18 protein-coding genes are annotated in these 20,095 nt (G+C 31.7%); 7 read left to right on the forward strand and 11 right to left on the reverse strand.

What is annotated here, in order from left to right; all coding sequences use genetic code 11:
- Positions 1-47: 47 nt before the first annotated feature.
- Genes ACYU7A_RS06705 through ACYU7A_RS06715 form a run of 3 tightly spaced genes read right to left on the reverse strand, consistent with a single transcriptional unit; the run spans position 48 to position 4,189 of the window.
- Positions 48-641, reverse strand: a complete 594-nt coding sequence (locus ACYU7A_RS06705; protein WP_460575173.1) for a hypothetical protein — start codon at positions 639-641, stop codon at positions 48-50.
- A 43-nt stretch (positions 642-684) separates the two neighbouring features.
- A complete protein-coding gene (gene alaS / locus ACYU7A_RS06710) occupies positions 685-3,321 on the reverse strand; it encodes an alanine--tRNA ligase (protein WP_460575175.1) in 2,637 nt (878 codons plus the stop codon).
- A 10-nt stretch (positions 3,322-3,331) separates the two neighbouring features.
- The gene (locus ACYU7A_RS06715; RefSeq protein ID WP_460575177.1) at positions 3,332-4,189 is read right to left on the reverse strand and encodes an SRPBCC family protein; all 858 of its coding nucleotides are present in this window, start codon (positions 4,187-4,189) and stop codon (positions 3,332-3,334) included.
- Positions 4,190-4,321: 132 nt separating this feature from the next.
- On the opposite strand from ACYU7A_RS06715, the gene ACYU7A_RS06720 reads away from it, so the two are divergent.
- The 5 genes from ACYU7A_RS06720 to ACYU7A_RS06740 are packed head-to-tail and all read left to right on the forward strand — an operon-like array spanning position 4,322 to position 7,563.
- Complete coding sequence (locus ACYU7A_RS06720; RefSeq protein ID WP_460575179.1) at positions 4,322-5,299, forward strand: M23 family metallopeptidase; 978 nt, start codon at positions 4,322-4,324, stop codon at positions 5,297-5,299.
- 34 nt (positions 5,300-5,333) lie between these two features.
- Positions 5,334-5,666, forward strand: coding sequence for a MerR family transcriptional regulator (locus ACYU7A_RS06725; protein ID WP_298120414.1), 333 nt, complete (start codon positions 5,334-5,336; stop codon positions 5,664-5,666).
- 45 nt (positions 5,667-5,711) lie between these two features.
- Positions 5,712-6,326, forward strand: a complete 615-nt coding sequence (locus ACYU7A_RS06730; protein WP_460575181.1) for a LemA family protein — start codon at positions 5,712-5,714, stop codon at positions 6,324-6,326.
- Positions 6,326-6,763 carry a TPM domain-containing protein gene (locus tag ACYU7A_RS06735; protein WP_396146948.1) on the forward strand — a complete coding sequence of 146 codons (438 nt, stop codon included), beginning with the start codon at positions 6,326-6,328 and terminating at the stop codon, positions 6,761-6,763. Before ACYU7A_RS06730 ends, ACYU7A_RS06735 begins: the two co-directional genes overlap by 1 nt.
- Entirely contained in the window at positions 6,760-7,563 is an 804-nt protein-coding gene (locus ACYU7A_RS06740) for a TPM domain-containing protein (RefSeq protein ID WP_460575183.1), read from the forward strand. Before ACYU7A_RS06735 ends, ACYU7A_RS06740 begins: the two co-directional genes overlap by 4 nt.
- Before the next feature lie 67 nt (positions 7,564-7,630).
- On the opposite strand, the gene ACYU7A_RS06745 is transcribed toward ACYU7A_RS06740, so the two are convergent.
- From ACYU7A_RS06745 to ACYU7A_RS06775, 7 genes are all read right to left on the reverse strand, one after another.
- Positions 7,631-10,411 carry an outer membrane beta-barrel protein gene (locus ACYU7A_RS06745; protein WP_460575185.1) on the reverse strand — a complete coding sequence of 927 codons (2,781 nt, stop codon included), beginning with the start codon at positions 10,409-10,411 and terminating at the stop codon, positions 7,631-7,633.
- 214 nt (positions 10,412-10,625) lie between these two features.
- Entirely contained in the window at positions 10,626-12,281 is a 1,656-nt protein-coding gene (locus tag ACYU7A_RS06750; protein ID WP_460575187.1) for a tetratricopeptide repeat protein, read from the reverse strand.
- An 11-nt stretch (positions 12,282-12,292) separates the two neighbouring features.
- Positions 12,293-13,216, reverse strand: coding sequence for a PstS family phosphate ABC transporter substrate-binding protein (locus tag ACYU7A_RS06755; protein WP_460575189.1), 924 nt, complete (start codon positions 13,214-13,216; stop codon positions 12,293-12,295).
- A 225-nt stretch (positions 13,217-13,441) separates the two neighbouring features.
- On the reverse strand, positions 13,442-14,245 hold the full coding sequence (locus ACYU7A_RS06760; RefSeq protein WP_460575191.1) for an energy transducer TonB: 804 nt from the start codon (positions 14,243-14,245) through the stop codon (positions 13,442-13,444).
- 24 nt (positions 14,246-14,269) lie between these two features.
- Entirely contained in the window at positions 14,270-14,839 is a 570-nt protein-coding gene (locus ACYU7A_RS06765; RefSeq protein ID WP_460575193.1) for an ExbD/TolR family protein, read from the reverse strand.
- Between the two features lie 20 nt (positions 14,840-14,859).
- Positions 14,860-15,489, reverse strand: coding sequence for an ExbD/TolR family protein (locus ACYU7A_RS06770; RefSeq protein WP_460575195.1), 630 nt, complete (start codon positions 15,487-15,489; stop codon positions 14,860-14,862).
- Between the two features lie 56 nt (positions 15,490-15,545).
- A complete protein-coding gene (locus tag ACYU7A_RS06775; RefSeq protein ID WP_460575197.1) occupies positions 15,546-16,364 on the reverse strand; it encodes a MotA/TolQ/ExbB proton channel family protein in 819 nt (272 codons plus the stop codon).
- Positions 16,365-16,752: 388 nt separating this feature from the next.
- Between ACYU7A_RS06775 and ACYU7A_RS06780 the strand changes: the two genes are divergently transcribed.
- Together ACYU7A_RS06780 and ACYU7A_RS06785 are read left to right on the forward strand one after the other, a co-directional pair.
- Positions 16,753-18,261, forward strand: coding sequence for a helicase HerA-like domain-containing protein (locus ACYU7A_RS06780; RefSeq protein ID WP_460575199.1), 1,509 nt, complete (start codon positions 16,753-16,755; stop codon positions 18,259-18,261).
- Between the two features lie 33 nt (positions 18,262-18,294).
- Positions 18,295-18,654 (forward strand): cupin domain-containing protein, encoded by a 360-nt coding sequence (locus tag ACYU7A_RS06785; RefSeq protein ID WP_460575201.1) that lies wholly within the window; start codon positions 18,295-18,297, stop codon positions 18,652-18,654.
- A gap of 65 nt (positions 18,655-18,719) precedes the next feature.
- On the opposite strand, the gene ACYU7A_RS06790 is transcribed toward ACYU7A_RS06785, so the two are convergent.
- Positions 18,720-20,066 (reverse strand): FAD-dependent oxidoreductase, encoded by a 1,347-nt coding sequence (locus ACYU7A_RS06790; protein WP_460575203.1) that lies wholly within the window; start codon positions 20,064-20,066, stop codon positions 18,720-18,722.
- Between the last annotated feature and the right edge of the window lie 29 nt (positions 20,067-20,095).

Consider the following 20,095-nt stretch of genomic DNA (forward strand, 5'->3'; position numbering starts at 1 on the left):
TTGTAATTGGAACTTTGATAGTGAAATTCATTTACGTTTGAAAAAAATTAATTAGTCGCTTTTTTTTCTTTTTTGCTTTTCTTTTTGCTTTCTTTTTCTAATTTTTTTTCTTCTTTCTTAGCGGCTATTTCCAATTTCTTTTTTTCTATTTCGGCATTTCTTTTTTGAATTGAAACATTTAAACCAGTAATAGTTTGAGAAGATGATTCAATTTTTTTATTGTTTTTAGCAATCTTAGAATTTAATTTTTCAATCTTTTTTTCAATTTTTTCAGATGCCTCTTTATCTTGGCTTTGACTTAGGTCATTTTTTAACTGCGTAACCTCTTGAGCCATTTCGGCATTTTTGGCTACTTTTTTATCTTTTTTTAGAATTTCTTTTTTTAGTAAATCCTCTGCTGATATCTGATTTCTTTGCATTTGCATCATCATTCTCATTTGTTGTTGCTGCATTTGCATTTGTCGTTGTTGCATTCTCATTTGATTTTGTTGCTGCATTCTCATTTGATCTTGCTGCCTCATAATTTGCTGATTTTGTTGCATATTACGCATGTTATTCTGCATATGAAAATTGTTGTTGCCTTGTGAAAAAGCAGCATTTACAAATAAAAAAAACAATGCTATTCTTAGTATATTTTTCATTTTTATTTAATTAATTATAAGTGATTTTTATTTTGGTAGTTTTTTAGATTAAAAAATCAACCGCTTTCTCCAAAGCTTCCTTAATTCCTAAAACATTTTTTCCTTTTCCCGATGCGAAGAACGGTTGTCCTCCACCATTTCCATCGATGTATTTACCTAATTCTCTGATTACATTTCCTGCATTTAATGATTTTTCTGCAACCAATTCTTTTGAAATGTAGCAGTGAATATTAGGAGCGTCATCTTCAACCGAAGCTAAAAACACGAATGAATTTGGTTTAGATGTTCCAATAGCTTGAGCTAAATCTTTAGTTGAACTCATTGACAAATCAACTTGTTTTGCTAAAAAGTTAATTCCGTTTATTTCTTGAAAATCTGCAAGTAAATTGTCTTTTAATCCATCCACTTTTTCTTTTAATAATTGCTCAATTTGTTTTTTCAACTTCGCATTATCGTCTTGCAATGAAGCTACCGATTTCAAAATATCTTGAGGATTTTTCAATGTTTCTTTGATCTCTGCCAAAGTACTTTCTTGATTTTTGTAGAAATCTTTCACTGCATCACCAGTAATTGCTTCAATACGACGAATTCCTGCTGCAACTGCACCTTCTGAAATGATTTTGAAATGCCAAATATCAGCAGTGTTTTTTACGTGAATTCCACCACAAAGTTCTTTGCTTTCGCCAAATTCTATCATTCTTACTGAATCACCATATTTTTCTCCAAATAAAGCCATTGCGCCTTTATCTAAAGCTTCTTGAATTGGAATATTTCTATATTCTTGCAATTTCAATTGTGCCTCGATTTGAGCATTTACACTTGCTTCAACCTGACGTAATTCTTCATCCGAAACTTTAGAAAAATGAGAAAAGTCAAAACGCAAGTAATTTGGATTTACTAACGAACCTTTTTGCTCGACATGAGTTCCAAGAATGTTTCTCAAAGCCAAATGCATTAAGTGCGTAGCCGAGTGATTTTTGGAAGTTGATGTTCTTAAATCGGTATTTACTTTTGCTACAAAACCAGCTTCAAGATTTTCTGGTAGTTGTTTTGCAAAATGTAATATTAAGTTGTTTTCTTTCTTTGTATCAATGATATCAATGGTTTCGTTTGCAGAAACTAAAGTTCCTTTATCACCAACTTGTCCTCCACCTTCTGGATAAAATGGCGTGTTGTCTAAAACAATTTGATATAAAATTCCGTCTTTTTTAGAATCAACTTTACGAATTCTGGTGATTTTCACGTCATTTTCAGTTTGGTCATAACCCACAAATGTTTCTACATTTCCTGGAATTAAAATGGTCCAATCTTCAGTTGAAACTTCTGATGCTGCACGAGAACGCGCTTTTTGTTTTTGTAATTCCGATTCGAAATCTGATTCGTTATATGAAAATCCTTTTTCTTTTAAAATTAAAGCTGTTAAATCTTTTGGAAATCCGAAAGTATCGTACAATTCAAAAACTTTTGCACCTAAAACTTCTTTTCCTGATGTTTCAGCAACAACTTTATCTAATAATTGTAAACCTTGATCTAAAGTTCTTAAAAACGAAGCTTCTTCTTCACGGATTACGTTGGTAACCAATTGTTGTTGCGATTTAATTTCTGGAAAAAATTCGCCCATTTGATTCGCTAAAACTTCAACCAATTTATTGATAAAAGGTTCTTTAGTATTTAAAAATGTAAATCCATAACGAATCGCACGACGCAAAATTCTACGAATTACATAACCAGCACCAGTGTTAGATGGTAATTGTCCGTCAGCAATAGCAAACGCAACGGCACGAACGTGATCGACAATTACACGAATAGCTATGTTCGTTTTATTTTGTTCTTCTGAAACGTTTTTAACTTCGTTTGAAGTATATTTTAATCCTGTAATTTGTTCAATTTTTTCGATTAGCGGAGTGAAAACATCCGTATCATAATTGGAAGTTACATTTTGCATCGCCATGCACAAACGCTCAAATCCCATTCCTGTATCAACGTGTTGCGCTGGTAATTTTTCTAATGAACCATCAGCTTTTCTATTGAATTCCATGAAAACATTGTTCCAAATTTCAACTACTTGTGGATGATCGGCATTTACTAAACTTCTTCCAGAAACTGCAGCTCTTTCAGCATCGGTTCTTAAATCGATATGAATTTCTGAACACGGACCACACGGACCCTGATCGCCCATTTCCCAAAAGTTATCTTTTTTATTTCCAAGAATGATTCGGTCTTCTGAAACGTACTGTTTCCAAATATCCCAAGCTTCTTGGTCGAAAGCAACATTTTCTGCAGGATTTCCTTCAAATACAGAAACATACAAACGGTCTTTATCTAATTTTAAAACTTCTGTAAGAAATTCCCAAGCCCAATCCAATGCTTCTTTCTTGAAATAATCGCCAAACGACCAGTTTCCAAGCATTTCGAACATAGTGTGATGATAAGTGTCAAAACCTACATCTTCAAGATCATTGTGTTTTCCTGAAACACGAAGACATTTTTGCGTATCGGCTATTCTTGGACTTTTTGGAGTTCCGTTTCCTAAAAAGTATTCTTTGAATTGCGCCATTCCTGAGTTGTTAAACATCAAGGTTGGATCGTCTTTAAGCACAATTGGTGCCGATGGAACAATTAAATGTCCTTTTGATTCAAAGAAATTGAGATAAGCTTTTCTAATGTCTTGCGATTTCATTATTTGGTTTTTATTTATTTTCTGATATTTTTTTTAATTCTTGTAATGCTAATGGAAACTTTTCGTTCATATAATCAATGTATTCTGGAACACAATCGATTTCTGCTGTTACGGTTGTAATTCCCTCAACTTCATTTAGTTTGTAGGTTTCAAAACTTCCTGTCCATTTTTCAGCTTCTGCGTCAATTGGCAATTCTTTCAAATCTTTCAACATTCCAATGTGTTTGAAAATAATCAATTTATTTGGAATAAGATAAAACACATCACTATACATTCCTTCAAAACTTGGAGCAATAAAATGAATTCTGCTTCCTAATTCTATTTCGCCTGTAAAATAAGTTCCAGCACAAAATGGCGTTGTCCATTCAGTATATGATTTCTTATCCCACATTTTATTCCAAACGGTTTCTGCAGAAGCATTGATTTCTTGAGTGAAAACTATTTTTTTAATTCCGTAAAGGTAGTTTCTCAAATTGGTTTTTACTAAAGCATTCCAGCCCATTTCATAATTGGCAATAGTAAAATTTGGTCCAGCATCTGCAAAACTTTCCACACCTTCGTGAGTCAATGTTACTTTTGATTTCCCATCAATCTCATCAATATTCCAAGTTAAAACAGAAGTTCCACTAGATTGTTCTGGGTGTGTCCAAGTGTGTTGGAATAATTTATTTTCTTCCACTTGCAAAATTTCACCTTCGTGAAGATATTCTTTTTTCTCACCTTCATAAAAGGAGAATTTATTCCCAATATTCAAATTGAAATTTGCTATATCAAAATACCAAATTTTCATAATTTCTGAATTTGTTAATGCTTCCCAAACTTTCGATTTAGCAGCATCGAAAACAGCTTCTACTTTTATTACACCCATAATTTGAATATTAATACACGAAATTAGCACGATTTAAAAATAAAAAATAGTTTAGTTTGAAACATTTCTTAAATTTGTTCGTATAACCATTGTTATTCTTAAAACGATTACAAAAATAGTATAATTTAAGAAATGTCGAAGAAAGTTAAGTATTATTACGACCCAGAAAGTTTAGCTTACCGAATTATTAGTCCGAAGAAAAGGAAAAAATTTGGTTATGCCTTGTTATTCTTGGTTGCATCGGCTTTATTTGGATTTCTTTGTTTTGTAGTTTTAATGAATACACCCTATTTTGAAACACCAAAAGATAAGATTCAAGCCAGAGAAATTGAAAATTTGAAGTTGAGTTACGCTCTTTTGAATAAGAAAATTGAAGATATCGATCAAGTAGCTTCCGATTTGGAAGAACGTGATAATAATTTATATCGTGTTTATTTTAACTCCTCACCCATTTCAAACGAAAAACGAAGAGGAATTATCGACAGAAAAAGATATAAAGAATTAGAAGGATTTAATAATTCTGAATTAGTCATAAATACATCCGAAAAAGTGGATGCAATTTCAAAAGCATTGGCAGTTCAATCAAAATCATTGGATGAAATTTTGAAATTGGCAAAAGCAAAAGACAAATTATTGGGCGCTGTTCCTGCAATTCAACCAGTAAAAAATGAGGATTTGAAGCACATGGCATCTGGATTTGGATATAGAACTGATCCGTTTACAAAAGCAAGAAAAATGCATGAAGGAATGGATTTCACTGCCAAAACTGGAACTCCAATTTATGCTACTGGTGATGGTGTTGTGAAAAGTGCTGATAATTCACTTTCAGGTTATGGAAATCATATTGAAATTAATCATGGTTTTGGCTATTTAACATTGTATGCCCATTTAAGCAAGTACAAAGTAAGACCAGGACAACGAGTAAAACGCGGTGACATAATAGGATATGTAGGAAGCACAGGAAGAAGTCAGGCGCCACATTTACATTATGAAGTTCACAAAGACGGAAAAGTAACAAATCCGATTAATTTTTATTACGGAAATATTTCGGCAGCAGAATACGTAGCGATTTCAAAAATTGCTAATCAAGAGAATCAATCTTTAGACTAGTGTTCAGTGTTCAAAATTAAATAAATAGAAAAAAATGCACATAGAATTATCAAAAGACAAATTATATTTTAGTATTGGTGAAATTGCCGAAGCTTTTGATGTAAACGCATCACTTATAAGGTTTTGGGATAAAGAATTTGACATTCTTAAACCAAAGAAAAATGCCAAAGGAAATAGAATGTTCACACAAGAAGATGTGAAGAATTTACAACTGATTTATCATTTAGTTAAAGAACGTGGATTTACATTGGAAGGAGCAAAAACGCATTTAAAAGAAGGTCAGAAAAAAACCTTAGACAAATTTGATATCATTTCAAAGCTTGAAGGAATCAAAGCGGAGTTGACAAACATAAAGAACAATTTATAAATCAATAAACAAAAACAATAAATAAACTTTAAACAATTAGAAATTATGAGAAAATTTTTGCCTTGGATAATTTTAGCAGCTGTAGTATTAATAGGATATAGCTACTTCAAAGGAATCAATAACACAGCAGTTACTCTTGAACAAGATGTAAAAGAAAGCTGGGGTAATGTACAAACAGCTTATCAAAGAAGAAATGACCTTATTGGAAATTTAGTGAAAACCGTTCAAGGTGCTGCAGAATATGAAAAAGGAACTTTAACAGCAGTTATTGAAGCACGTGCAAAAGCAACTTCTATGACAATTGACCCAACTAACATTACTCCTGAACAATTAGCACAATTTAACCAAGTTCAAGGTGGAATGAGCAGTGCTTTATCAAGATTATTGGTAACTGTAGAACAATATCCAAGTTTGAAAGCTAATGAGAACTTCTTGAAATTGCAGGATGAGTTGGCAAGTACAGAAAATCAAATTTTGACAGCAAGAACTCGTTACAATGAAGCAATCAAACCATACAATAATCACGTAAAAGTATTCCCAAATAGTATTTTTGCAGGTTGGTTTGGATTTAAAGAAAAACCATTCTTCGAAGCAGTTGCTGGTGCAGATAAAGCTCCAGATGTGGAATTTAATTTTGATAAAAAAGAAGATAAAAAATAATGTCAAAAGTAGAAGATTTTTTAACTAAAGCCGAAGAGGAAGAAGTAGTTGAAGCTATTCGTTTGGCTGAAAAAAATACTTCAGGTGAACTTCGTGTGCACATAGAAAAAGAAACATCCATGGCTCCTATTGACAGAGCTGTGGAGGTTTTTAATCTTCTTAAAATGGAAAACACCAAAGACCGAAATGGTGTCATAATTTATGTGGCTGTAAAAAGCAAACAATTTGCAATTTATGGAGACAAAGGCATCAATGAAAAAGTTGCTGATGATTTTTGGAATTGTACCAAAGACATCATGTTAAACCATTTTAAAAACGGCAACAACAAACAAGCATTGGTTGACGGAATTAACAATGCAGGCGAACAACTAAAAAAACATTTTCCTTTTCTGGATAATGATACTGACGAACTTTCTAACGAAATATCAAAAGGATGATACAACTAGTTTTTAGAATCGTAAAATTCTTGTTGATTGCTTCATTATTGTTGTTACATCAGCTTGGTTTTGGGCAATTTACAATTCCGCCTAAACCCGATTTTCAAACTTCTGTTTATGATTATGCAAAACTTTTAAATGCTTCAGAAAAAGCGGCTTTAGAAGATAAATTAATTAAATACTCAGATTCTACAACTACTCAAATTGTTGTAATTACAATTGAAGATTTAAAAGGTGAAGCTGTTGGAGTATTAGCAACTAATTGGGCTCATAAATGGGGAATCGGTCAAGCAGACAAAGATAATGGTGTCATTATTTTAGTTGCTAAAAATGACAGAAAAATGAGCATTAGACCTGGATATGGTGTTGAAGATCGATTAGTAGCAGGAATTTGTGGTGAAATTAATAGAAATGTTATAACACCTGAATTTAAAGCAGGTAGCTATTATAACGGATTAGATAAAGGTGCTGATGCTATTTTTAAAGTTTTAACAGGAAAATATAAAGGAACTCGAATTGAAGATTCTAATGATAATAGTATTTTTCCAATACTTCTTTTCATAGTTATTTTCGTTGTAATAATGATTTTAGCCTCCAAAAATAAAGGCGGTGGAAATTCAGGAAATTCATCTGGCGGACCAAGTTTACTAGATATTATCATATTAAGCAATATGGGAAGAAGTTCTGGTGGCGGAAGTTTTGGTGGTGGATTTGGAGGATCATCTGGCGGAGGCGGTGGTTTCGGTGGTGGTTTCGGCGGTGGAGGCTTCTCTGGAGGAGGTGCTGATGGAAGTTGGTAACCAAGAATTTAAAAAATCATTTTAAATAAAAAAAGGCTTTCTAAATTTAGAAAGCCTTTTTTATTTTTTAAAACCACATCATTCCACCTGATTTCTTTTCTTTTCCTGCGAATTTTTCTAGTTTGTAGGTTAATGAAAACATTACGTAACGTCTTAGCACTACGTTTTCTTCATCTCTGATTGATGTTGCTGTGATGCTTCTTGTTGCATTTTGATTTTGATTTAACATATCATACACTTTTACTTTTGCCATTAATTTCTTTTGATAAAAACTATATGACAAACTGGTATTCCATAAGTAGAAATCTTTCTTAAATCCGCTTGCTATGTTTGAGTTGTATGTGTATCCAAAGTCGTTTCCGAAAGTCCAATTTTTTGGCCAAAAACTCGTTACTTGTAAGTTCAATCGGTGAGTAAAATTGGATGCCGATTCAATCACATAATTTGAGAAATTAGTTTTGTTAAAGGAATAATTGTAAGATGGATTAATCGTTAACAGTTCACCATATTCATATGTAAAATTAACTCTTGGATTAAACGTATAGGTTTTTGCACTAAACAATTCTCCATCGGTAAATCCTTTTGACAAACCAAAATTGTTATTTGCTCTAAGTTCAAATCTATATTTATGTCCGTCTTTTTTGATGGATTTATTCCAATATAACCCAAACCACGAGTTATATGTACCAGATACATTTTCGTATGAAGTTGTTCTTTTTCTATTGGCATCAAATGTTGTTGAGGAAACGATTTGATTATCGTAAAAATTTCCTCCTGTATAAACTCCATATCCAGAACGTGTTGCGTAATCGAAATCTCTGTAAGAAAAATAAATACCATGATTTTGATTCAAATCCAAATTTGGATTACCAATTATAGTATTCAATGGATTAGCTAAATCTTCTACTGGCAAAATTTGTCTTGCAGTTGGAAGCGTGTAAGAGTAATTGTAGTTAATCCATAAGTTTTTACTTTTTGAAAAACGATAACTAGCATAAGTGTTTATATAGGGTAAAACAAATTCTTTTTCTAAACTGGTTTTCACATTTAAGTATTCTGAATCATTATCAAAATTGATTAATGTTGTTCCAACATTCAAATTGAAATTCATTTTTTTGCTATTGTAGGCTAAACCTGTGTTTGGGGTAATTGTTCGTTCTAACGAATTGAAAGCATTAGATAATTCATCATTTGCAATTGAATAAGTTTCATTTGTTGCATCAAAATCAAAAGAATTTCTTCTATCTCTGTTTTTATCAATTTTATATTCTACACCCAATTTTACTTGAAGTGAATCTGTAATTGGTTGATAAAACTCTAGTTCTGCCCTGTAATTGGAGCTTATGTTTTTAGAATTATTGGTCTGATTCCTGACATCATCTGGATCGGCTCCTTGATAAAAAATAGTTGTTGACCTTACAATTTCATCTTCTTTTGTGTTAGAATTTTCGCTATCAAAAACAAAACTTAAACTTTTACCTTTTCTTTTAAATGATTTGGTGAAAGACAATGTATTATTGAAAGAGTCATTGTTATTTTCATAGAAATTATTTGAGCTACTTTCATTTAAAAGAGCATTAGCTGCATCAAAAGAAGATTGAGAAGCAACATTTCTATTTTTGTTATTAGACTTTGTAAAATTTGGTTCTAATGATATTGTTGTTAATGAATCTATTTTAAATTCAAATAATGATGTAACATTATGAACATATCTGTCTTCGTTTGTATTTGAATTAGAGTTTGTGGAGAAATTTCCTGAGGGAAGAAAGTTAGTCAAACTTGTTCTATTGGTATTTTTAGAATTTGCTCCAGAATAAAAATAACTCAAAGAAGTTTCTGCATCTTTAAACCATTCATCAGAATAATTCAATCCAACTAAATTAGACTGCGTAATCCCCTTATTTCCTCCAAAACTTCTTCCGTTTATTCCAAACGAACCATTGTCACCAATCCAGACACTTCTGCTTCTTCCTCCACCCATATTATCAAAAACTTCATCCATTGAGAATCCAGTTGCATTGATATTATTGGATGATGCTAAGACACTAATCTTTCGTTTATTTTTAAAATAATTTACTAAAGTACTAGATTCATATCGCTTATCAGAACCTCGTCCGCCCATGAACTTACCAAAAAATCCTTTGTTTTTATTTTCGTCAATGGTAAGATTTATGCTGGCTGTATTGGCACTTGCTGCAGCACCTGTTTGCTCTTCTTTTTTAGTTTTAGTGTCAGAAACTTGAACTTTATTGATGATATCTGAAGGCAAATTTTGAAGTGCAATTTTTCCGTCTTTATCAAAAAATGGTTTTCCATTAACAAGTATTTGATTTACTTCTTTTCCGTTAACCGTTATTTTTCCATCAGCGTCAATTTCTACGCCTGGTAATTGCTTTAATAAAGTTTCAACATTAGCATCTGGACGAACTTTAAATGAAGAAGCATTAAACTCTAAAGTATCTTTTTTAATTCTAATTGGAGGAGTTTCTTTCTTGATGATGACTTCATCTAGATTATTTATGGCAACTTTTAATGCTAAAGTTCCAAAATCTTTGTCAGCAGACACATTCTCTAAAGGTATTTTGTATTCATCATAAGTTACAAATGACACTTTTAAATAAACTGGTTTGTCAATTTTCTTCAATTTGAAATCAAATTTTCCAAATTTATCTGTAATCGTATAATCAATCACTGTAGAATCTTTAGCTGAAGAAAGATAAACTGTTGCAGACTCTATTGGTAATTTGGTTACTTCATCAATTACTTTTCCTTTTAGATTAAAGGTGTTTTGACCATAAGTAAAGGAGCAGAATACAATTGCAAGAATGGTGTATAACGTTTTAGGCATAAAATTTATTGGTTAGTTTTCTAAATAACTGCGAAATAAAGACTTTAGTATTTAAAGAAATAATTTCTTACAAAACTTTAACATATGTAAATAAAAAAACGTCCAATTTCTTGGACGTTTCTGATTGTTATTTCTTCTTTTTAGTTGTCTTTTTTACAACTTTCTTTTTTGTAGTTACAGGAGCTTTAGTTTCGGGTATTATAGGGTCCGCTCCTCATTTCAACAATTTCATAGACTCTAAAGCATAATTATTTGTTGGATCTAAAGCTAAAGTTTTGCTAAAAAACTCTTTTGCTTTTACTTTATCAGTATTAGCATAGTGCGCTCCAATACTGTTATAAGATTCTGTAACTTTTGCTTTATTTTTAGCTATTTCTTCGTCACCTTTAGGTAATACGATATCTAAATATTTTTGATAAGTAGCTGCCATCACATCATCTTTATCCAATGAACTGTTAATTCTTGCTTTGTATAAATAAGCCTCTTGATAAGTTGGTGATGCTGTAATTACATTATCCATAGCTTTATCAGCTTTATCTAAACTTACAAGGTCAATAGTTTTTGCATCTTTTCCTCTATTAATAGTGAAAACAGAAAGACCATAATAAACATTATCTTCAAGATAGTTTTTAGACGTTGGGTTAGAAATTGCTGCTTCAAAAATAGCTGAAGAAACATCATACAACTTTTGTCCAAAATACTTTTTACCAATTTCGTTCAGACCATTTGCTAAAACTGGCTCCATATTAAGTGCTTTCTGAATCTCAGCTGCTCCATTTTTTAACATTGTTGCGTCAACTGTTTTCCCATCAGCACCAATTGATTTTTTTACAAGAGCTAATCCTAAGTAATAATAATCACCAGGAATTACTTTAGTTCCTTTAGCAATAAATTCATTAAGTGCTGTAATAGCTGCTTCTGTATTTCCATTTTCATAAGCAGAGTAACCTAAATAACGTAGAATTCTTGGATTAACTTTATCTAGTTTTTTCATTTCATTTGCTTCTGCTTCTAGAGCTACATAATCTCTTGCTAAGATTAAGAAGTCTGCATGACGCATACGAGATGTCAATGAATAATCTGTTAATTTCATGTACTCATTATAGCTATCTAATGCTTTTTTGATGTTTTCTGTGTAAGTAGAAGGTTTATTGTTAGCCCACAAATAGTAAGTTTCTGCCAATTCTCTGTAAACAGGACCATAACTTTTGTTGATTGCAATAACTTCATCATACGCTTTAATTGATTCACTATAAGCTTTAGCACCTTTTAACAAAACACCCAATTGCATTTTAGCTCTAATCAAAGAACTATCAGATTGGTAAGCGCTTCTATAAGCTGAATATGCTTCATTTTGATTTTTTTCACCATAGTATGCATCACCTAAAGCTAAGTGTATGTATGCATTAGTTGGATTTGCAACTTTGGCTTTATTCAAAACTTCAATCGCTGCTTTATAGTCAGGTTTGTCAGCATTCATATAAGCTTTTGCAATATAGATGTACTCTTCCACATCTTTCTTTTTAAGATCTTTAGTTACTGCATCAAATTTAGATTTTGCAGCTGCAACATTACCACTATTCAATTCTAATTGACCTAGACCAATGTTATTGATTTTTCCTTCTTCAGAAGATAAACCTCTGTCAAAAGAAATTTTTGCAGAATCCTCGATGTTTTGAGTTAGATATATATTCCCTAAAAGAAATGATGCTCTACCATTACTTTTGGTTTGAATAATACTCTTTAATAATGACTTAGCTTTTTCATACTGTTCAGCATCAATCGCTTTTCTAGCTTGATCTAAGTCTTGTGCTTGGCTCACTGCGGCTGAAGCTAACAAAGCAATACTGAAAATTTTAAATTTGCTCATCTTATTGTAATTTATTTCTTGTTTTCTATTTGATTTCTAATTCTAATATTTCGGCTTGGTTCTCTCATTGGAGAAAGTCCCGATTGTGTAATTATTCTTTGTCCTATCTCTCCGGCTATGAATGAAGCAAAGCCCATTCCTAATCCTTCATATCCTTGACAATTGATAATATACAAAACACGTGCCAAAGGGTATGCTCTACTTCCTATGTTCTCTTGTGATGGGTAAACATACTTATTATCAGCAGTTTTCACACTTAAAATTTTTACACTATTTACAAATTTTTGCATTGCTGCTTTTGGTTGTGTCAACCAGTTTATTCCAACTACACCAATCATTCCATCATTTTCTGAAACGTGTTTTATTACTTCATCATTAGTTTTGAATGAAAAAACACCTTCACTTGGTAGTGATTCTATCTTTGCTAATCTGCATAAATAGCTAACTGTACTTGAGTTAGGGTTGTCAAAAACCAATCCTTTTATGCTGTTTTTAGTTCCTTTTAAATAATCAATTACTTCTTTTAAATCAATTAAAGTATCGTTTGATTTTGTATTTTTTATAAATGTAATAGCATCTATTGCAAATGCTGTAGTTCTAGGTTTAATTTTTTTCTGATTAAAAATAGCTGTTTCCTCCTTATTCAATTCTCTAGAAAGCACGATAATTCCTGATTTTTCATTTGTAAAATCAATAACGCTTTCTTTTTCAGACTTAGGAAGTAAAGTTATTTTTGCATCATATTGTGTCTCAAAAATAGTTACTTGATCTTCAACAATAGGCATTAAAGTTTCATCTACTAAAATTGTAGTTTTTCCTTCAATGATTGTATCTGACTTAGGATCGTTTTTATCTTTTTTCACACATGATATTACAATTCCTAAAATAAGAATTGGAACTAAAATCAAAAATAAAATCTTTTTATTCTTCATCATTGTTAGTATTAAAATATCTATAGAATCTGAAAAAACCGTAAGCCATTAATAGTATTCCTAGAGCTATTCTATATTGTGGTTGCAATCGTATTGGAAAACTAGACCAAAAAATTAGCACAACACCAAATGTTAAATAAATCAAAAAAAACAAAAATCCTATAAATAGAAGAAATCGCTCGTTAAGCGATTTCTTCTTATAGTTTGAAATTAATTTCTTAATCATTACTATTCTTCTTGAGGAGCTTGAAGCGTGATAGGTAATTGGTAAGAACATCTTACTTTTTTACCATTTTGCTCAGCTGGAGTCCATTTTGGAGATTTTCTCAATACTCTTTCTGCTTCTTTTCCAGTTCCGTGACCAATATCTCTTAAAATTTTGATATCTGTTAAAGAACCATCTTTTTCAACAACGAATTGTATGAAAACTTTTCCACCTGGACTTTCAGAAGGAACATTATAGTTGTTTTCGATAAATTTATAAAATTTAGCCATACCACCCGGAAACTCAGGTTTTTGTTCGATACCAGCTGAATTATAAATTGTATTATCTTCCTCAACTACTGCAGGTCCTTTTGGTCCATCACCTGGAGGTGTCAAAACTAAATCGGCATTTGGATCACCTTTGATGTCTTCTTTACCAAGATTTTTGTCTTTAATATCCTCTACTTTTGGTGGCTCTTCTGTAACCTCATTTGTTTTTGCCACTACTGGTTTAACAAATTTAACTTGGTCCACTTTTGGTGGAGGTGGTGGAGGTGGTGGAAGATTTTCTTTAGGTTTTTCTTCTTTTGGTGGTAATTTTACTGTTGTAATTTTCTCATTTAATGACAAATCATCATCAGAAGAATCTGGGATTAAATTTATCAATAATGGAGTTGCCACTGCAAAAGAGAAAATAACCGCACCAATAATTAAAGCACGAACATTGGTCTTAGTATTGTCTTTACGCAATTCATAAGCACCATAACTTTTGTTACGTCCTTCAAAAACGATGTCTAGCCATTTATTATTTAATAGGTCTAACTTCATTTTGTTTCTTTTTATTGTTAGTACTTATTTAGCACCTTTATTAAGTTCTTCAGCTAATTTTTTCTCTGGATCAGAAAAATCATTAACTATTGCATAAGTAGGCACTTTACATATTGCCATTTCATCTAGGATATCAACTAAGTTTTTGTAAGTTGATTTTTTAGTAGGCTTGATAATTACAATTAAACCTTTATCCTTATCACCTGTTACCTCTGGAATTGATTTAACTTTAGGAAGTAAAACACTACGAATTCCTTCTTTTCCATAACCAATATCTTGAGGTTTCCCTCCTGGTTCTGGAGTTTCAATAAGTCCATGAAACCATTTGATTTTATCATTATCTCCTAGAATAACAGTAACTGTCCTTCTTTGGTCAACTTTAATATCTGATTCAGGGGTTTTTTCATCACCTTTATCAGGCAAACCCAAATCCATTGCTTTAGGTTTAGATAACGATGTCGTTAACATAAAGAACGTAATTAATAAGAACGCTAAATCCACCATTGCTGTTAAGTCAACTTTAGAATTTTGCTTTTTACTTCTTACTTTTCCGCCTTTGCCACCGCCACCGTCGCCGGTATTTAATTCAGCCATTTTGTACTATATTTTTTGAATTAATAATTTTTACCTCTTGTACCAGTAACTAAATTGAAGCTATTGATTTTTTGGTCCTGTAAAATATCCATAATTTTTTTGATGTTTGGATATTCTTGTTTAGCATCACCTCTGATGGCGAAGTCGAGATCTTTTTCTTTACCTAATTCAATATTTGCTTGACGTGCAGTATAAATCCAATCTTTTAATTGATTGTCTATAGAATCCATTGGGATTCCTGGTTGTAAACCAGCCTTGTTTCTTTCTGCACCTTTCATAGCAATAATTTGTTTAAGTGCTTGTATTGGCACACCAAACTCATCGATTAGAGCAAATTGAGCAGATTCTTCTGGTGTGAATTTCACTCCATATTTATTGCCCATTAACTCAAGTGTTTTTTCACGAACATCTCTGTCCTTCATTCCAAAAAACACTTTATCTTTTCCTTCACTTTTACCAACAGTCAACGTCACTAAACCAGTTTCAGGAAGTTTCACCTCTACTGTTGACGCTGGCGTTTCTACAGGCAATGGCTCAGGAGTCTTTGCTGTAGCTGTCAAAATGAAGAACGTAAGCAAAAGGAAAGCTACGTCACACATTGCTGTCATGTCGATAGATGCCGCCTTTTTAGACATTTTTATTTTTGCCATTTGTTATATATTTTTTTATCTAACACATTTTAATCTGTGCTAAAAAAAAGTTACTATTATTTTAAACTTCCTCTCAATCTTCTGTAAGTATTCACGATTGCTGTTCCAGCTTCGTCGATAGAATACGTTAAAGTATCGATTTTAGAAGTAAATAAGTTGTAAGTAACAATTGCTAAAGCAGAAGTAGAAATTCCTGTTGCAGTATTGATAAGTGCTTCAGAAATACCATTTGCTAATAAAGCTTGGTCAGGAGTACCAGCAGTTGCTAATGCACCAAACGCTTTAATCATACCTGTTACTGTTCCTAATAATCCTGCAAGAGTTCCTAAAGATACTAATGTAGAAAGAATAGTCATGTGTTTTTCTAACATTGGCATTTCTAATGAAGTAGCTTCTTCGATTTCTTTGTGAATCATTTCAGCAGCTTCTTCGCTTGAGAAACCTTCTTTTTTAACGTCTTGGTATTTAACTAATGCAGCTCTAATAGCATTTGCTACTGAACCTTTTTGTTTATCACAAGCATCAATTGCATCTTCAATGTTACCACCAGCAATGCTAGATTGAACTTTTTTCATGAATGCATCTAAGTTACCTTTTCCAGCAGCTTTAGAAATAACGAAATATCTTTCGAAAGAGAAAACGATTACCATTAATAATAATCCCATTAAGACTGGTACAATTGGACCTCCTTTGTATACCATCGCTAAATAATTTCCAGGAAGTGGATGTCCTGTGTTTACTCCACCTTCGAAGTTTGCACCATTACCCATAATAAAGTTCCAAATAATCCATCCAACAAAAATACATGCTACGATGATAATTCCAGAAATCATTCCTCCTCCGTTTGAACCGTTGTCTTTTTTAACGTTTGCCATTTTTTAAAATTTTAAGTTTTTAATAATTTATAAGTTTTAGTTGTAAGTAAACTTGAATAGGAGCAAATTTAATTTTTTAGTTTAAATAAAAAAACTTTTTTTGTTATTTATAACATTATCTTAAATCACACAAATTCATAGAATTTATTCTATTGAAAATTTAATTTTAATGTTAAAAGTTTAAAAGTTTCAATCATAACTAATTAAAAACTCAATAATTCCTAATCTTAATAACGTTTAATTAACTGCATTTATTATTTATATAGAGGTGAAAAAAGTAGAAAAGGTTGGGAAGAGGTAAAAAAATGAATCATATAGGGACATTAAGAGAAGTGAAAAATGTATTATATTCGCTTTAAATTAAAAAATCATTCTAATTTTCATAATAATGAGTAAAAAAGATAACTTCATTCAGCACATTAACGAAGGTTACACTTCTAAAGGAGAAAGTATAATTCTAGGAGCTGCAATTTTAGACGCCGAACCTGTTGGAGAAACTCAAGTTAGAATTCCATTGAAAACATTAAACCGTCATGGATTAATTGCAGGAGCAACTGGAACTGGAAAAACTAAAACCATTCAAGTACTTTCTGAGCAATTGTCTTCTTTTGGAATTCCTGTTTTAATGATGGATATAAAAGGTGATTTTTCTGGAATATCGCAACCTGGTGAAGAGAAACCTTTTATTACTGAACGTCATGCAAAAATAAATATTCCCTACGCTACAAGTTCTTTTCCTGTTGAGCTAATGACACTTTCTGCTCAAGATGGTGTGAGAATGAGAGCAACCATTTCTGAATTTGGACCTGTATTATTTTCAAGAATATTAGATTTAAACGATACTCAAGCTGGAGTGATGGCTGTTATCTTTAAATATTGTGATGATAACAAAATGCCTTTGTTGGATTTAAAAGACATTAAAAAAGTCCTTAATTATATAACCGAAGAGGGAAAAGATGAAATTTCTGAAAACTACGGAAAGATATCAACGGCTACTACCGGAACAATTCTGAGAAAAATTATTGAACTAGAACAACAAGGAGGCGATTTCTTTTTTGGAGAAAAATCATTCGAAATTGATGATTTAATGCGAATCGATGAAAACGGAAAAGGATACATTAATATATTACGTCTAACAGATATTCAAGATAAACCTAAATTATTCTCGACATTTATGTTGAGTTTATTGGCTGAAATTTATCAGCAAATGCCAGAAAAAGGTGATGTTGATCAACCTGAATTAGTTTTATTTATTGATGAAGCACATTTAATTTTTGATGAAGCAAGTAAAGTACTTTTAGATCAAATAGAAACTATTATCAAGCTTATTCGTTCAAAAGGAATTGGTGTTTACTTTGTTACACAAAATCCGATGGATATTCCTAAAGGTGTTTTGGCTCAATTAGGTTTGAAAATTCAGCATGCATTGAGAGCTTTTACAGCAAATGATAGACAAGCCATCAAACAAACTGCAGATAATTATCCAACTTCTGATTATTATCAAACCGATGAAGTTTTGACTTCGCTTGGAATTGGAGAAGCCTTTGTTACTGCATTAAATGAAAAAGGAATTCCAACACCTTTGGCTGCAACAATGCTTCGTGCACCACAAAGTAGAATGGATATTTTGGTGGATTCAGAAATTGAAGCTATCAATGCAAAATCTAAATTGGTAAAAAAATATGCCGAAGAAATTGACAGAGAAAGTGCTTACGAAATTCTAACTAAAAAAATTGAAGAAGCATTTGAACAAGCTGAAGAAACTGAAGTAGAAGAAAAGAAAAGTAACGAACCAAGTACTGCAGAAGTTATCGGTAAATCTGTAACAAAAGTTGTAACTAGCGCAAGTTTCATTCGTGGTGTTTTTGGAATTTTGATGAAGATTTTTAGAAAGTAACTAAATTGGAAAAAGAATTTAGACAATGATATTATGAAAAAATACTTAATCCAAAAAACACCTTTTGTAGTTCCAACTACTGATGGTAAATTGATTGAAGAACATCATGGAAAAGTCGCTACAAATAATAATGACATTTCAATTGCTCATATGGTTGCACCACCAAAATGGAGTGAACCTTTTCAAACACCTGAATTTGAAGAATACACTTATATAATTTCGGGTAAAAAGCAATTTATTATTGAAGACGAAATTGTAATTTTAGAAACTGGTCAATCTATAAAAATTGAAGCAAATACAAGAGTTCAATATTCTAATCCGTTTGATGAACCTTGTGAATATATTGCAATTTGCAAACCGGCATTCGATTTTGAAAAAGTACATCGCGAGTAAAATACCAATATTGAAATTTGAAATTCCAAATTCCAAAGTGTAAATAAATTGGGATTTGGGATTTTTTATTTGGAATTTAATAATTGAATAATCATATTCTCTACTTCTTCTGAATTCCAATTTTCTTGTATATTCTCTATTTTTAAAATATCTTCCATGATTTTATTTTGAAAATCACCTATAGCTAAAGCTTCAGAATAAGGCTGTAAACTAAAAGTTACACGACTGTACAATGGCATCCATTTGTCAGGATGTTTGTCTGAAAACCATTTTTCAATTTTCTTTTGAAGAAGAAATTTTTCATCTGCGGTTTTCGAACTCATTTCCATGAAATTTCTATAGGAAAGTTCGGCAATAGCATCAGTGTTTGGTTTTCTAGAGTTTTCGTAATCGTTTAACAAATTTGCCCAATCATCACCATATTTTTCAATCATATTGTTTAAAACGGTAATATCTTCAAATCCGGCATTCATTCCGTGACCATAAAATGGAACTATAGCATGACAAGCATCTCCTATTAGAGCAACTTTATCACTAAAAGTCCATGGAAAACATTTCATTGTAACCAAGTAACTTGTTGGGTTTTTGAAAAAATCTTCCACAAGATTTGGAATTACTTCTTTTGTATCTGGAAAATGTTTTGCGAAAAATTCAACTAATTGTTCCTTTGTTTTTAATTCTTCAAAAGAATTTTCTCCATCGTGAGGCATAAACAATGTACACGTAAAACTTCCATTAGGATTTGCTAATGCCATAAGCATGAAATTTCCTCTTGGCCATATATGCAAAGCGTTTTTATTTAGCTTATGTGTTCCATCAGAATTTGCAGGAATATTTAATTCTTTGTAACCAATATTTAAAAACTCTTGTGAATAGTTAAACATACTCTGGCGTTGCATTCTATGTCTAATTCTTGAAAACGCACCATCAGCGCCAAAAGTGATATCATAGTCTTTAGTAAACCACTCGCCTCTTTCGGTTTCACCAATTGAAATTGTTGCAGTGTTTAAATCTACATCCCAAACCTTTTGCTCAAAGTAAAAATCAACTCCGGCTTGTTCAGCCAAATCCACCATTTTTTTATTCAACAATCCTCTCGATAGCGAATAAATCACTTCACCATCTTTACCATAAAATTGCTCGTTTACAGTATCTACGCCAACATGAATCGCTCTTTTTTCAACAGGAATACCTATTCCAAGCACTTCATCTTCTAAACCAACATCTTTTAGTGCTTTAATTCCTCTATCAGAAAGTACTAGATTAATAGAACGACCAGAAAAATTAATTTTTCTAATATCTGGACTTCTGTCATAAACATGAACTGTATGACCAAGTTTTTTAAGGTAGATTGCCAATAAGGTTCCTACTAAACCTGAACCTACAATGGCTATTTTTTTGGGAGTTTGCATTATCTTTTTATAAGCGGTTTTGCAAATTT

Source organism: Flavobacterium koreense, from assembly GCF_054776075.1.